The 14,114-nt window shown below is 62.0% G+C and carries 13 protein-coding genes; 2 read left to right on the forward strand and 11 right to left on the reverse strand.

Going from position 1 to position 14,114, the window contains the following annotated elements:
- Positions 1–51 precede the first annotated feature (51 nt).
- Positions 52–1,044 carry an alpha/beta hydrolase gene (locus tag JV241A_RS05525; protein WP_115085606.1) on the forward strand — a complete coding sequence of 331 codons (993 nt, stop codon included), beginning with the start codon at positions 52–54 and terminating at the stop codon, positions 1,042–1,044.
- Positions 1,045–1,140: 96 nt separating this feature from the next.
- Here JV241A_RS05525 and JV241A_RS05530 read toward each other — a convergent pair whose 3' ends face one another.
- The 11 genes from JV241A_RS05530 to JV241A_RS05580 form a co-directional block, all read right to left on the reverse strand.
- On the reverse strand, positions 1,141–1,467 hold the full coding sequence (locus tag JV241A_RS05530; protein ID WP_162195932.1) for a GlpM family protein: 327 nt from the start codon (positions 1,465–1,467) through the stop codon (positions 1,141–1,143).
- Between the two features lie 33 nt (positions 1,468–1,500).
- Positions 1,501–2,826, reverse strand: coding sequence for a sigma-54 dependent transcriptional regulator (locus tag JV241A_RS05535; RefSeq protein ID WP_115085607.1), 1,326 nt, complete (start codon positions 2,824–2,826; stop codon positions 1,501–1,503).
- Positions 2,823–4,730 carry an ATP-binding protein gene (locus JV241A_RS05540; protein ID WP_115085608.1) on the reverse strand — a complete coding sequence of 636 codons (1,908 nt, stop codon included), beginning with the start codon at positions 4,728–4,730 and terminating at the stop codon, positions 2,823–2,825. Before JV241A_RS05540 ends, JV241A_RS05535 begins: the two co-directional genes overlap by 4 nt.
- Positions 4,731–4,795: 65 nt before the next feature.
- Positions 4,796–5,530 (reverse strand): amino acid ABC transporter ATP-binding protein, encoded by a 735-nt coding sequence (locus tag JV241A_RS05545; RefSeq protein WP_115085609.1) that lies wholly within the window; start codon positions 5,528–5,530, stop codon positions 4,796–4,798.
- Positions 5,527–6,195, reverse strand: a complete 669-nt coding sequence (locus JV241A_RS05550) for an ABC transporter permease subunit (RefSeq protein WP_166675653.1) — start codon at positions 6,193–6,195, stop codon at positions 5,527–5,529. Before JV241A_RS05550 ends, JV241A_RS05545 begins: the two co-directional genes overlap by 4 nt.
- Entirely contained in the window at positions 6,192–6,938 is a 747-nt protein-coding gene (locus JV241A_RS05555) for an amino acid ABC transporter permease (protein WP_115085611.1), read from the reverse strand. The genes JV241A_RS05550 and JV241A_RS05555 overlap by 4 nt, the downstream gene beginning before the upstream one ends.
- Positions 6,939–7,037: 99 nt before the next feature.
- Positions 7,038–7,970, reverse strand: a complete 933-nt coding sequence (locus JV241A_RS05560) for a glutamate/aspartate ABC transporter substrate-binding protein (protein ID WP_115085612.1) — start codon at positions 7,968–7,970, stop codon at positions 7,038–7,040.
- A 313-nt stretch (positions 7,971–8,283) separates the two neighbouring features.
- Positions 8,284–9,822 carry a glycerol-3-phosphate dehydrogenase gene (gene glpD / locus JV241A_RS05565; RefSeq protein ID WP_134061534.1) on the reverse strand — a complete coding sequence of 513 codons (1,539 nt, stop codon included), beginning with the start codon at positions 9,820–9,822 and terminating at the stop codon, positions 8,284–8,286.
- Between the two features lie 183 nt (positions 9,823–10,005).
- A complete protein-coding gene (locus JV241A_RS05570; protein ID WP_045197716.1) occupies positions 10,006–10,761 on the reverse strand; it encodes a DeoR/GlpR family transcriptional regulator in 756 nt (251 codons plus the stop codon).
- Between the two features lie 126 nt (positions 10,762–10,887).
- Positions 10,888–12,387: a glycerol kinase GlpK gene (glpK, locus tag JV241A_RS05575; RefSeq protein WP_115085614.1), complete on the reverse strand. Its 1,500-nt coding sequence runs from the start codon at positions 12,385–12,387 to the stop codon at positions 10,888–10,890.
- A gap of 67 nt (positions 12,388–12,454) precedes the next feature.
- The gene (locus JV241A_RS05580) at positions 12,455–13,306 is read right to left on the reverse strand and encodes an MIP/aquaporin family protein (protein ID WP_115085615.1); all 852 of its coding nucleotides are present in this window, start codon (positions 13,304–13,306) and stop codon (positions 12,455–12,457) included.
- 283 nt (positions 13,307–13,589) lie between these two features.
- On the opposite strand from JV241A_RS05580, the gene ybaK reads away from it, so the two are divergent.
- A complete protein-coding gene (gene ybaK / locus JV241A_RS05585) occupies positions 13,590–14,060 on the forward strand; it encodes a Cys-tRNA(Pro) deacylase (protein WP_115085616.1) in 471 nt (156 codons plus the stop codon).
- Positions 14,061–14,114 lie beyond the last annotated feature (54 nt).

Genomic DNA, 14,114 nt, shown 5'->3' on the forward strand with positions numbered 1-14,114 from the left:
AGTTCATCAGACTCGCGCTCTACTGGGGATTTGCATTCTGGTGTTTCGCTCATGCGGGCTTTTGCTTTTTTTCTGGCGCTGATGTGCGCCGTTCCTTCTTTTGCGGCGTCGCGTTGCGACGTCAGCGTGCCGACCGAACGGGTCGAGCTTTCGCAGGTCAGCCTGGCGTATCAGAGTATCGGCCGCGATTCGGACCCGGCTTTGCTGCTGGTCATGGGCCTGGGCGGGCAACTGATCCACTGGCCCGATGAAGTGGTGGTCGCCCTCTGTCAGCAGGGCTTTCGGGTGATCCGCTACGACAATCGCGATGTCGGCCTGTCCAGCTGGAACCAGGCCCCCAACGGCGCCAACCTGACCTTCGAGCTGCTGCGCTACAAGCTCGGCCTGCCGGTGGCCGCGCCTTACACCCTGAGCGATATGGCCGAAGACGGCCTGGGGCTGATGGATGCCCTGCAGGTGCGGCGCTTTCATGTCATGGGCGTGAGCATGGGCGGGATGATCGCCCAGCACCTGGCGGCGCAGGCGCCGGAGCGGGTCGAGAGCCTGACCCTGATCATGTCGAGTTCCGGTGCCCAGGGCTTGCCGGCACCGAACCCGGCGCTGGTGCAGTTGCTGGCCCGGCGTGGCGCGCCGAATCGCGAGGTGGCGCTTGAGCAGCAGGCCGACCTGCTGGCGGCCCTGGGTAGCCCCGAGGTCGAGGATGACCGCCAGGCGCTGCTCGAGCAGGCGGCGCTTGCCTATGACCGCGCCTTCAATCCCGAAGGGGTCAAGCGCCAGATCATGGCGATCCTGGCCGAACAGAGCCGGGTCGAGATGCTCAACACCCTGCGCCTGCCGACCCTGGTCGTGCACGGCACCGCCGACCCGCTGCTGCCGGTGATGCACGGTGTGCACCTGGCTGCGCACATCAAGGGCAGCCAGTTACGGCTGATTCCGGGCCTGGCCCATCGTTTTCAGGAGCAGTTCAAGGGGCCGTTGCTGGGTGCGGTGCTGCCCTATCTGAAGACGCAACGGCTGGCCGATACCCATCTGGCGGTGTACTGATCGCGGGGCAAGCCCGCTCCTACAGGATCTGCATGCACCGGATTTTGTGGGAGCCGGTCTTGCCGGCGATGGGCTACGAAGTAGCCCCCAAGAGCTTTAATGCAGCCTGACCCAGACACTCACCAGCACCGTCGCCGCCACCAGCCAGGCCACCGCCGCCAGGGCCAGCGAAGCCTCCAGGCGCAGGCGATCGACCAGCAGGTACAGCGCCGCCAGGTAGACGAAGTAGGGGATGATCGACCACATGCCGAACAGGATGGTGGTCTTCAGGTCATCCAGCGAGCGGCCCTTGCCGACGATGTAGTGGGCGATCAGGGCGAAGGTCGGGAACAGCGGCACCAGGCCGGCAATATAGTAGTTGCGGGTCTTCGCCAGGGCGGCAAGGATCACCACCACGGCAGCGCCCAGGCAGGCTTTGAGTATCAGGTCCACGTCTTGTCCCGTTTCACCGGCCGGTTAGCCCAGGCCATATTTTTTCACTTTGTCGAACAGCGTGGTCTTGGCCATGCCCAGCTCCTGGCTCGCCTGGCTGAGGTTGCCGCCGGTGCGCTGCAAGGCATCGCTGAGCAGATTGCGCTCGAAGGCCTCGACCGCCTCGGCAAAGCCCAGGCCCTGGTTGGCACTGGCCCCGGCCTTCTTGAATGCGGGCAGGCCCAGGGCGTAGCGCTCGGCGACGTTACGCAGTTCGCGCACGTTGCCCGGCCAGTCGTGGGCCATCAGCCGCGACAGGGTCTGGCTGTCCAGTTGCGGGGTTTCCCGGTCAAAGCGCAGGGACGACTGCTGCAGGAAGTGTTCGAACAGTTGCAGGATGTCTTCACGGCGCTCGCGCAGTGGCGGCAGCTCCAGGGTCACCACGTTCAGCCGGTAGTACAGGTCGCTACGGAACTGCCCGCTCTGGCCCAGGGCGTCGAGATCGGACTTGGTCGCGGCGATCACCCGGCAATCGACGGCAATGCTCTGGTTCGAGCCCAGGCGCTCCAGGGTGCGCTCCTGCAATACACGCAACAGCTTGATTTGCAGGTTGAGTGGCATGCTTTCGACTTCGTCGAGGAACAACGTGCCGCCGTTGGCGTGCTCGATCTTGCCGATCCGCCGTTTACCGGCGCCGGTAAAGGCGTTGGCCTCGTGGCCGAAGATTTCGCTCTCGAACAGGTTCTCCGGCAGGCCGCCGCAGTTGAGCGCCACGAACGGCGCGCCCTGGCGGCGGCTGAAATCGTGCAGGCAGCGGGCGACCAGTTCCTTGCCGGTGCCGGTCTCGCCTTCGATCAGCACGTTAGCCGAGGTATCGGCGACGTTGGCGATCAGTTCGCGCAGGTTCTGCATGGCCGGCGAACGGCCGATGATGCGCCCTTCAAGGGTGCTTTGCCCGGCCAGTTGGCGGCGCAGGGCGAACACTTCGCGGGACAGGCCGCGTTGTTCCAGGGCACGACGCACCACTTCGACCAGGCGTTCCGGGGCGAAGGGTTTTTCCATGAAGTCGTAAGCGCCGTTACGCATGGCACCGACCGCCATGTCGATGTCGCCGTGGCCGGTGATCAGCACCACCGGCAGGCTGCGGTCGCGGGCTTTCAAGCGGCTGAGCAGTTCCAGGCCATCGATGCCGGGCAGGCGGATATCGCTGACAACGATGCCGGCAAAGTCATCGCCGATGCGCTGCAGGGCTTCTTCGGCGCTGCCGACGCCTTCGCAGGCGATGTCTTCCAGCGCCAGCGCCTGCTGGCAGCCGAGCAGCACATGCGGGTCGTCTTCGACGATCAGGACGGTAAGGGGCGCTTGGTTCATAGGGACTCGGCTGATTCTGTGGGGGCATTGACCAGCGGCAGGCTAAGCACGAACGCGGTACCGCCAGTGGCGGGATGTTCGACGCTGAGGCTGCCCTTGGCGGCGGCGGCGAGGCTGGCAGACAGGGTCAGGCCCAGGCCCAGGCCGTGCTCTCCCGGTTTGGTGGTGAAAAACGGTTCGAACAGGTGCTTGCGCGTTTCGTCATCGATGCCGTGACCGTTGTCGCGCACCCGCAGGCGGTATTTGTCGCCCAGCAGCTCGCCTTCCAGCCACAGTTGCGGCATGGGTTGTGCGGCCATGGCATCGAGGGCGTTGCCGATCAGGTTGACCAGGATTTGCTCCAGGCGGGTCTGGTCGATAGCCAGCTTCTGGTCTTCGTAGTTGCTGTGCAGCTGCAAATGGCAGCCGGCGATGCGGTTGCCCAGCACCTGCAGGCTGGCCTCGACGGCCTTGCTCAGCGAGGCCTTGCCGCTGTCTTCACCGCGGCGGGCGAAGGAGCGCAGGCTGGCAGTGATACGGCCCATGCGGTCGATCAGGTCGTTCATGGTGCGCAGGTTGGTGCTGACGGTTTCCAGCGCGCCGCGTTCGAGGAAGCGCACGCTGTTGCCTGACAAGGTGCGCAGGGCGGCCAGCGGCTGGTTCAGTTCATGGGCGATGCTGGTCGACATCTGGCCGATGGCTGCCAACTTGCCGGCCTGGACCAGTTCATCCTGGGCGTGGCGCAAAGTCTGTTCGGCATGCCGGCGTTCGCGGATCTGGCCCTTGAGGCGTTCGTTGCTGGCGCGCAGGTCGGCAGTGCGTTCGGCGATCTTGCGTTCCAGTTGACTGTTGGCTTCTTCCAGCGCTTCACGAGCGGCCAGGCGGGTGGCAATCACCTTGCGCCGTTCGTTCCAGGCAATCAGCAGGATGGCCAGCAAGGCAAAGGCGACGCCGACCAGGATGCCCTGGACCATGGATTCGCGGCGCAGGTCCTGCAAGGGCGTGAGCAGGGTGAAGTGCCAGGGCGTATCGCTCAGGCGCCGGGTTTGCGCGAGATAAGCCACTTCGCGGCGGCCGTCGCCGAGTTCGGCATTGGCCGGGAAGCTCAGCTTCTCGACACCGTCGGCGATTTTCTCTCGCGACAGCGGTTCCAGTTCATTCAGCGGCCACCAGTAATACTGCAGGCTGCGCGCCAGGCGCTCCTTGATTTCCGGGGTCAGCGGGCGCACCGACTTGAGCCGCCGCGCCGGGTCGCTGGAGAGGATGATGATGCCGTTCTCGTCGCTGACAAAAGCTTCAAGGCGTGCCCGTTGCCAGCGTTCTTCCATGGCCTCCAGGCGCACCTTGATCACCGCTACACCAATGATCTTGCCGTGTTCTTCGAGGCCGTGGGCAAGGAAATAACCCGGCTCGCCGGTGGTGCTGCCGATGCCGTAGAAGCGCCCTGGCTGGCCACGCACGGCGTCCTGGAAATAGGCGCGGAACGACAGGTCTTCACCGAGGAAACTGTCGACATCGCGCCAGTTGCTGGTGGCCTGGACCCGGCCGGTGGTGTCGAGGACGAAGATCGCCCGGCTACGGCTGCGGCGGTTCAGGCCTTCAAGGTATTCGTTGACCGCCTGGCGGTGTTCGCCATCGGCTTCGGTGAGCAGGTTGGAAACGTTGTTTTCAAGCTCCAGCAGGCTCGGCAGGTAGGTGTACTTGCTGATCTCGCTCTCGACCGCGCGCGCGTGCAGCTCGAGCTGGCGCTCGCCGTTTTCGCTCAAGGTGCGGATGCCGTTGTGTTCGCTGATCATGAAACCGGCCACGCCCAGACCGATCATCAGCAGGATGATCAGTGGCGGTAACAGCAGTTGGCGGATCAGACGGGGTTTCACGGCAAGGGCAGGCTTGGCAGGGCGAAAGAGCGTAGGGTCGCATTTCATCACAGTAGCCCGGTAACTAACAGCGCTGCCTGCCCGGCGTACACCGGACAAGCAGCGTTGTGACCTCAGTGTTGCAGGATCTTGCTGAGGAAGTGCTGGGTACGCTGGTCGCGTACGCTCTGGTCACCAAAGAATTCTTCCTTGGTGCAGTCTTCGATGATGTTGCCCTTGTCCATGAAGATCACCCGGTTGGCGACCTTGCGGGCGAAGCCCATTTCGTGGGTCACGCACATCATGGTCATGCCTTCATGGGCCAGCTCGACCATTACGTCCAGTACTTCGCTGACCATTTCCGGGTCCAGTGCCGAGGTCGGTTCGTCGAACAGCATGACGATCGGGTCCATCGACAGGGCGCGGGCAATGGCCACACGTTGCTGCTGGCCACCGGACAGTTGCCCCGGGTGCTTCTTGGCGTGGGCGCTGAGGCCGACGCGCTCGAGCAGGGCCAGGCCCTTCTTGGTCGCTTCGGCTTCGCTGCGGCCCAACACCTTGCGCTGGGCAATGGTCAGGTTTTCGGTGATGGTCAGGTGCGGGAACAGCTCGAAATGCTGGAACACCATGCCGACCCGCGAGCGCAGCTTGGGCAGGTTGGTCTTGGGGTCTGCAATCGAGGTGCCGTCGACGATGATGTCACCCTTCTGGAAGGGTTCCAGGGCGTTGACGCACTTGATCAGGGTCGACTTGCCCGAGCCCGACGGGCCGCAGACCACGACCACTTCGCCTTTCTTGACCTCGGTGTTGCAGTCGGTCAGAACCTGGAAGTCCCCGTACCACTTGTTGACGTTCTTGATGGAGATCATACGGTTATCCTTTTCTGCAGACGCTTGACCAGGAAGGAAGCGGAGAAGCTGATGACGAAGTACACGGCGCCGGCAAACACCAGGAACTCATTGGAGCGCCCGATGATGTCGCCACTGGCCCGTGCCGAGTTGAGGAAGTCGACCAGGCCGACGGTGTACACCAGCGAGGTATCCTGAAACAGGATGATGCTCTGCTGCAGCAGCAGCGGGGTCATCTTGCGAAACGCCTGGGGCAGGATGATCAGGCGCATGGTCTGGCCGTAGGTCATGCCCAGGGCCTGGGCGGCGCCCATCTGGCCCTTGGAGATCGACTGCACGCCGGCACGGACGATTTCACAGAAATACGCCGCCTCGAACATCATGAACGCCACGACGCAAGAGGTGAAGGCCCCGACCGGGGTGTCTTCGCCGGTGATCCAGCGCAGCACGAACGGCACCGCCAGGTAGAACCAGGTGATGACCAGCAGCAGCGGGATGGAGCGGAAGTAGTTGACGTAGGCGCCGGCAAAATTCGACAGCAGCTTGCTCGACGACAGGCGCATCAGGGCCAGGATGGTGCCGAGCACGATACCGCCGACAATGCCCATGACCATCAGTTGCAGGGTCATGACCATGCCGTTCCACAGGCCCGGCAGGGCAGGGATGATTCCACTGAAGTCCATTATTTGCCCCCCACGGAGATCAGTCCGGGTACCGCGACTTTTTTCTCGACCATGCGCATCAGCAGCATCAGGCCCATGTTCAGGGTGAAGTAAATCAGGGTGGCCAGGGTGAAGGCTTCAAACAGGTTGGCCGAGAACTCGGCGGTCTGCTTGGTTTGCGCCAGCAGCTCCATCAGGCCGATCAGCGAGGCCACCGAGGAGTTCTTGAACACGTTCAAAAATTCCGAGGTCAGTGGCGGAATGATGATCCGGTAGGCTTGCGGCAGCAGCACGTTCCAGTACACCTGCGGCAGGCTGAAGCCCATGGCGCGGGCGGCGGCTTCCTGGCCGCGGGGCAACGCCTGGATACCGGTACGCACTTGTTCGCAAACCCGCGCAGCGGTGAACAGGCCCAGGCAGACGACCACACTGATCAGTGCCGAGGTGGTCGGGTTGAGGTCTTGCTTGTACCACTCCTGCAGGTTCTCCGGCAGCAGGTCGGGCACCAGGAAGTACCAGATGAACAGCTGCACCAGCAGCGGTACGTTACGAAAGAGTTCCACGTAGGCGGTGGCAATGCCCGATACCAGACGGTTCGGCACAGTACGCATGACGCCGAGTACCGAACCCAGCAGCAATGCGATGATCCAGGCGGCAATGGCAATGGCGATGGTCCAGCCCAGGCCGGTGATATACCAGTCCAGATAGGTTTCGCTGCCGACGCCAGTGGACTTGAAGAATACGCCCCAGTCCCAGTTGTAATTCATCGGGATCTCCCCTCAGATCAGTTGTTTCACGGGCACCTTCGAGCATCCGGGGGCGCAAGGCGCCCTCGGATGAAAGGTTAGACACTAACTAGCTGGGGATCAGGACTTCTTTTCGTCTGCAGCTTTGTCGGTAGGATTGGCGATCAGCGCCTTGAGCTCGTCGCTCATCGGGAACTGCAGGTTCAGGCCTTTAGGTGGGACTGGCTGGTTGAACCACTTGTCGTAGATCTTGTTGATCTCGCCCGACTTGTAGAGCTCGACGATGGCCTTGTCGACGGCAGCCTTGAACGCCGGGTCGTCCTTGCGGACCATGCAGCCGTAGATTTCATAGGACTGCGGCGTACCGACGATTGCCCAGCCTTTCGGGTTCTTGGCCTTGGCCATTTCACCGGCGAGCAGCGCGTCGTCCATCATGAAGGCCACGGCGCGGCCGGACTCGAGCATCTGGAACGACTCGCCGTGGTCCTTGGCCGAGATGACGTTCATCTTCATCTGCTTGTCGGCGTTCATGGCCTTGAGGATGCGCTCGGAAGTGGTACCGGCGGTGGTGACCACGTTCTTGCCGGCCAGGTCCGGGAAGTCCTTGTACTTGGCGTTTTCCGGCTTGCCGTCTTCTGCCTTGGTCAGCAGGCGGGTACCGACTTCGAAGATACCGACCGAGAAGGCGACCTGCTGCTGGCGCTCGACGTTGTTGGTGGTCGAACCACATTCGACGTCAACGGTGCCGTTCTGTACCAGCGGGATACGGGTCTGGGAGGTGACGAGGTTGTATTTGACCTTCAGGTCCGGCTTGTTCAGGTCCTTTTTCAGGGCCTCGACGATTGCCAGCTGGATGTCATGGGAGTAACCGACGGGTTTGCCCGAAGCGTCGGCGATGTAGGAGAACGGAATGGAAGCGTCGCGGTGCCCCAGGGTAATGGTGCCCGACTCGTTGATCTTTTTCAGGGTGCCGGTCAGTTCGGCAGCGAAGGCTGGCGCACTGATCAAAGCGGCCGCAACAGCGGCGCCCAACAGATGGGGAACGATACGCATCAAAATTTCCTCGACGTTGTTTTTTTTATGGAGCCGTTGGCCGGCTCTTTCGTTCAGCGAACACTGCAGTGAAGCGGTTTGCGCATTCGGGTACTGAGTGTAGAGCATGACTCGTGCCAAGCCCTGATTTCGATCATAACGCCATGAAAAATCGGGGGATTAATCTTTTTTGACGGTTTGCGGGAGGTAGGATTCGTCCGGATGGCCGAATGCGGCGGGGTTTGGTGTTCGGAAATCCGAATGATGGGCCGCGTCCGAGGGCAAGCCCGCTCCCAGTGTAGGAGCGGGCTTGCCCCGCGATGTTGGTCAGCGACTAGGCAGCTTGAACCCGCGCGCGATTCAGCTCCAGGCGCTGAAGATAGTCCTGCAAAGCCTGTTGTTCAGCTGCGGTAGTGAACAGCCCCAGCTTGCTCCGGCGCCAGAGGATGTCATCGGCATTCACCGCCCATTCCTCACTGCACAGGTAATCCACCTCACGGGTGAACAAGCCGCCGCCAATCGCCTCACCCAGGTCTTCCGGGCCTTGTACGCCTTCCAGCAGGCGCCACACGCGGCTGCCATAGGTACGTGCCCAGCGCTTGGCGATTTCGGCGGGCAACCAGCCGTAGCGGGCCAGGATGGCATCGACCAGCGCTTGCGGGGTGCTCATGTCTTCGCCGCCCGGCAGAGGGGCGGTAGCCGTCCAGCTACCGCGCATCTGGGTGAAGAACGGGGCCAGCTCGGCCATCGCCGACTCGGCCAGTTTGCGGTAGGTGGTCAGTTTGCCACCGAATACCGACAACAGCGGTGCTTCGCCAGTGCTGGCCGACAGCGCCAGGGTGTAGTCGCGGGTAACGGCCGACGGGTTGTCGGACTCGTCGTTGCACAACGGACGAACTCCGGCATAGGTGTGGAGGATATCGGCGCGGCTGAGCTGGTGATTGAAGTGCTCGTTGACCACTTTCAGCAGGTAATCGGTCTCGCCCTCGGTGATTGCCACTTTCGCCGGGTCGCCAGTGTATTCGCGGTCGGTGGTGCCGATCAGGGTGAAGCGTTCCAGGTACGGAATGGCGAAGACGATGCGCTGGTCTTCGTTCTGCAGGATGTAGGCATGTTCGCCGTCGTACAGCTTCGGCACGATCAGGTGACTGCCCTGGATCAGGCGGATGCCATATGGCGCGTCGAGCTTGAGGTCGTCCTGGATGAACTTGGCCACCCACGGGCCGGCCGCATTGACCAGGGCACGGGCCTGGATCGACTGCTGGCTGCCGTCGGCGTTTTCCAGCTGCACGTTCCACACACCATCGACCCGGCGGGCGCTGGTGCAGCGGGTGCGAGTACGAATATCGGCGCCTTTTTCACGGGCGGCCATGGCGTTGAGCACTACCAGGCGGGCGTCGTCTACGGCGCAGTCGGCATATTCGAAACCACGGGTGATCGCCGGTTTGAGCGGATTGCCCGGGCCGAAGCGCAGGCTGCGCGAAGCGCCGAGCTGCTTGCGCTTGCCCAGGTGATCGTAGAGGAACAGGCCGGCGCGGATCATCCATGCCGGGCGCAGGTGCGGGCGGTGCGGCAGGACGAAGCGCATCGGCTTGACGATATGCGGCGCCTTGGCCAGCAGCACTTCGCGCTCGGCCAGGGCTTCACGCACCAGGCGGAATTCGTAATGTTCGAGGTAGCGCAGGCCGCCGTGGATCAGCTTGCTGCTGGCCGAGGAGGTATGGCTGGCCAGGTCGTCCTTTTCACAAAGGAACACGGAAAGACCGCGTCCGGCTGCATCGGCGGCAATCCCCACACCATTGATGCCACCGCCGATTACGGCGAGGTCATAGATTTCGGCAAGGGCGGGCGATGACACGCTGGATTGGGACACGGGTGGCCTCCTGAAGGTCTTTCCGACATCGAATCTGAACATTAATGTTCACTTTCGAAAATACTAGCGCAACAGAATGCTGCTCGCCAGTCACTTCCCATAGAAAATACTGATCAGATGACAAATAAATGAAAAATAACGAACATTCGAGCTGCCATCGTTGCGATGGCAGCTTGCGGCGGCTCAGACCACTTCGAGGCGGATCTTGTACTGGTTGAGCAGTTGGCTGAGGGCGGGCACTGGTGCCTGGTCGGTCACCAGGCAGTCGATCAGGCTGATCGAACCCAGGCGCACCATGGCATTACGGCCGAACTTGCTCGAGTCGGCGGCGAGGATCACCTGGCGGGCATTGGCGATTATTGCCTGGGATACCCGCACTTCCTGATAGTCGAAATCCAGCAGGCTGCCGTCTTCATCGATGCCGCTAATGCCGACCAGGGCGAAGTCGACCTTGAACTGGTTGATGAAGTCGACACTGGCTTGGCCGACCACGCCGCCGTCGCGACGTACATTGCCGCCGGCCAGCAGCACTTCGAAATCATCCTTGGCACTGAGGATCGAAGCCACGTGCAGGTTGTTGGTGATGATTTTCAGGTGGTTGTGGTTGAGCAGGGCGCGGGCGATGGATTCGGTGGTCGTGCCGATGTTGATGAATAGCGAGGCGTGGTCGGGGATCTGCGCAGCAATGGCTTCGGCGATACGCTGTTTTTCATCGCGCATCTGGTCGGCGCGCATGGCGTAGGCGGTGTTTTCGATGCTGGAGTCGTAGGCTGCGCCACCGTGGTAACGGCGCAGCAGATTGACCTCCGCCAGTTGGTTGATATCACGGCGGATGGTTTGCGGGGTGACGACGAACAGCTGCGCCATTTCTTCGATACTGACATAGCCGCGTTCGCGGACCAGTTCGAGGATTTGTTGTTGGCGAGGGGGCAGATTCATGGGCGGTCCTTTGGGGCAGCCGGGCAAATTGCGCCATGAAAACAGCTCAAGCTGCAAGCTGCAAGCCACAAGATGATTCGTGGCCTACACGCTTGCAGCTTGTAGCTTACAGCTTGTTTCTACTGCTCACTCCTCGTGCGGTTCCCAATCGCGCGTGCGATCCACGGCCTTCAGCCAGCCGGCGTACAGCTTCTCTTTCTGCACTTCGTCCAGTTGCGGGGTGAACTCGCGCTCGATGATTGCCTTGCCGCGCAGTTCATCCAGGCTGCCCCAGAAACCGCAGGCCAGGCCCGCCAGGTAGGCCGCGCCGAGGGCAGTGGTTTCACGCATTTGCGGGCGCTCGACGCAGGTGCCGAGGATGTCGGCCTGGAACTGCATGAGGAAATTGTTGGCTACAGCACCACCATCGACCCGCAGCTCGCTCAGGCGCTGGCCGCAGTCCTGCTGCATGGCGTCGAGTACGTCGCGGGTCTGGTAGGCGATCGACTCCAGCGCCGCGCGGATGATGTGATCGACCTTGACCCCGCGGGTCAGGCCAAACAGCGCGCCACGGGCGTAGGGGTCCCAGTACGGTGCGCCCAGGCCGGTGAAGGCCGGTACCAGGTACACGCCGTTGCTGTCTTTGACCTTGCTGGCGAAGTATTCGGTGTCGTGGGCGTCGTTGACGATCTTCAGCTCGTCACGCAGCCACTGCACGGTGGAACCGCCGTTGAAAACGGCGCCTTCCAGGGCGTAGGCCACTTCGCCGCGAGGGCCGCAGGCGATGGTGGTGAGCAGGCCGTGGGAAGATTTGACCGCCTTGTCGCCGGTGTTCATCAGCAGGAAGCAGCCGGTGCCGTAGGTGTTCTTGGCCTGGCCGGGCTCCACGCACATCTGGCCGAACAGCGCGGCCTGCTGGTCGCCAGCGATACCGGCAATGGCGATACCGCTCTTGGTGCGGCCGTAGACTTCCGAGGAGCTGCGCACTTCGGGCAGCATCTGCCGAGGGATGTTCAGCACCTCGAGCATCTTCTCGTCCCACTGAAGGGTGTGGATGTTGAAGAGCATGGTGCGCGAGGCGTTGGTGTAGTCGGTGACGTGGACCTTGCCGCCGGAGAATTTCCAGATCAGCCAGCTGTCGACAGTGCCGAACAGCAGGTCGCCACGCTCGGCGCGCTCGCGGGCGCCTTCGACGTTGTCGAGGATCCACTTGAGCTTGGTGCCGGAGAAGTACGGGTCGGTGACCAGGCCGGTGGTTTCGCGGATGTAGTCCTGCAGGCCGTCACGCTTGAGCTGTTCGCAGATCTCGGTGCTGCGCCGGCATTGCCAGACGATGGCGTTGTACACCGGACGACCGGTTTCCTTGTCCCACACCACGGTGGTTTCACGCTGGTTGGTGATACCGATGGCGGCTACCTGGTCGTGGCTCAGGCCTGCCTGGGCCAGGGCTTCGACCATGGTCGCGCTCTGGGTGGCGAAGATTTCCATCGGGTCGTGCTCGACCCAGCCGGCTTGTGGGTAGTGCTGTGCGAATTCGCGCTGCGAGGTGCCAACCACGTTGGCATCACGGTCGAAAATGATGGCCCGCGAACTGGTCGTACCCTGGTCCAGGGCAATGATGTAGTTCTTGTTCTGGGTGTCTGTCATGTCGTTGGCCTTGCACTAAATAGGGTGGAGATCAGGGCGGGGCGAGCCTGGCTCGCCACTGCAGGCATCAGGATGCCTGGGTCTTGCCCTGAGGGTTGGCGTCGGTCTGGGCGCTTTCGCTCTCGGCAACCGGCAGGTTGCGGGCGATCACACTGCGGTACAGGGCAGCCCCAAGGCTTGCCCCTATGATCGGCGCAAAAATCGGAATCAGGAAATAGGGAATATCACGACCGCCAGTAAAGGCGACTTCGCCCCAGCCGGCGAGGAAGGTCATCAGCTTGGGCCCGAAATCCCGCGCCGGGTTCATCGCGAAGCCGGTCAGCGGGCCCATGGCGCTGCCGATCACTGCAATCAGCAGGCCGATCAGCAGGGGCGCCATGGCGCCGCGCGGCAAGCCGTTGTTGTCATCGGTCAGGGCCATGATCACCGCCATCAGTACGGCGGTGATGATCACTTCGACCAGGAAGGCCTGGCCGGTGGACAGCGCCGGGTGCGGGTAGGTGGAGAACACCGAGGCCAACTCGAGGCTGGCCTGGCTGCCACGGATCATTTCATGGGCTTGTTCGAAATCGAAGAACAGGTTGCTGTACAGCGTGTAAACCAACGCTGCGCCACAGAAGGCGCCGGCGATCTGGGCGACGACGTAGAACGGCAGTTTGTGCTTCTCGAAACCGGCGAACAGGCACAGGGCGATGCTTACCGCCGGGTTCAGGTGCGCGCCGGAAACCCCGGCGGTCAGGTAGATCGCCATGCTCACGCCGACGCCCCAGATGATGCTGATTTCCCACAGGCCAAAGCTGGCACCCGCCACCTTGAGCGCAGCGACGCAACCGGTGCCGAAAAAGATCAGCAGTGCGGTGCCGAGAAATTCGGCCATGCACTGGCTTGAAAGTGTTGGTTGTCGCAGAGCAGTCGTCATTCGTTACCTCGGTTCTTGTTGTTGTGAGGCGCAGTGAGCGCTCGACAAAAACCCGACAGAAATCCCCATTTCGGTCGGGCGGCGGCAGGAAATGCACCTTAACGGGGCATAGCTATATTCAGAATCGAAAAAATATAGACAAGAAACGCTTATGTCAAAGGTCGAAAGTGAACCACCATTCACAATCTGACTATTGGAGGCGGTGATGGGCGTTGGTTGCGGTTGGGGTTTTGCCCTAAAGTAGCCAGCGAAATGGCATTCACCCTACTGTTTGGAGTCCTGCATGACGCCCGCCCTGGATCTGCTGAAAAAGGTTCGCGCCGAACACCATATCCACAGTTACGAACATGACCCCAAAGCTGCGTCCTACGGCCTGGAAGCGGCGGAGAAGCTCAATCTTGAGCCGGCGCAGGTGTTCAAGACCTTGTTGGCCAGTAGCGAAAAGGGCGAGTTGCTGGTGGCGGTGGTGCCGGTGGTCGGTAGCCTGGATCTGAAGGGCCTGGCCCATGCTGCCGGGGTAAAGAAGTGCGAGATGGCCGATCCGGCGGCGGCCCAGCGTTCGACCGGTTACCTGCTGGGCGGGATCAGCCCGTTGGGCCAGAAGAAGCGCCTGCGTACCTTTATTGACGAAACCGCTCAATCCTTTGAAACAATTTTCGTCAGTGCCGGCCGCCGGGGTCTGGAAGTCGAACTGGCCGCTGCGGTGCTGGCCGAGCACACCCAGGGCAAATTCGCCGCCATTGGTCGTGACTGACATCTGTATGCTCAAAATCGCTTGATTCTGTCTCTGTCGGTCGTCAGTGCTTGG

It is taken from the genome of Pseudomonas sp. JV241A (assembly GCF_900275665.1).
Taxonomy (GTDB): Bacteria; Pseudomonadota; Gammaproteobacteria; order Pseudomonadales; family Pseudomonadaceae; genus Aquipseudomonas; species Aquipseudomonas wadenswilerensis.

Bases quoted from the DNA above. Each gene is read 5' to 3' on its own strand.
- JV241A_RS05555 (WP_115085611.1), bottom strand. From the start codon at position 6,938: ATGAATTACAACTGGGACTGGGGCGTATTCTTCAAGTCCACTGGCGTC.
- JV241A_RS05560 (WP_115085612.1), bottom strand. From the start codon at position 7,970: ATGCGTATCGTTCCCCATCTGTTGGGCGCCGCTGTTGCGGCCGCTTTG.
- JV241A_RS05580 (WP_115085615.1), bottom strand. From the start codon at position 13,306: ATGACGACTGCTCTGCGACAACCAACACTTTCAAGCCAGTGCATGGCC.
- glpK (WP_115085614.1), bottom strand. From the start codon at position 12,387: ATGACAGACACCCAGAACAAGAACTACATCATTGCCCTGGACCAGGGT.
- JV241A_RS05545 (WP_115085609.1), bottom strand. From the start codon at position 5,530: ATGATCTCCATCAAGAACGTCAACAAGTGGTACGGGGACTTCCAGGTT.
- ybaK (WP_115085616.1), top strand. From the start codon at position 13,590: ATGACGCCCGCCCTGGATCTGCTGAAAAAGGTTCGCGCCGAACACCAT.
- JV241A_RS05535 (WP_115085607.1), bottom strand. From the start codon at position 2,826: ATGAACCAAGCGCCCCTTACCGTCCTGATCGTCGAAGACGACCCGCAT.
- JV241A_RS05570 (WP_045197716.1), bottom strand. From the start codon at position 10,761: ATGAATCTGCCCCCTCGCCAACAACAAATCCTCGAACTGGTCCGCGAA.
- JV241A_RS05525 (WP_115085606.1), top strand. From the start codon at position 52: ATGCGGGCTTTTGCTTTTTTTCTGGCGCTGATGTGCGCCGTTCCTTCT.
- JV241A_RS05540 (WP_115085608.1), bottom strand. From the start codon at position 4,730: ATGAAATGCGACCCTACGCTCTTTCGCCCTGCCAAGCCTGCCCTTGCC.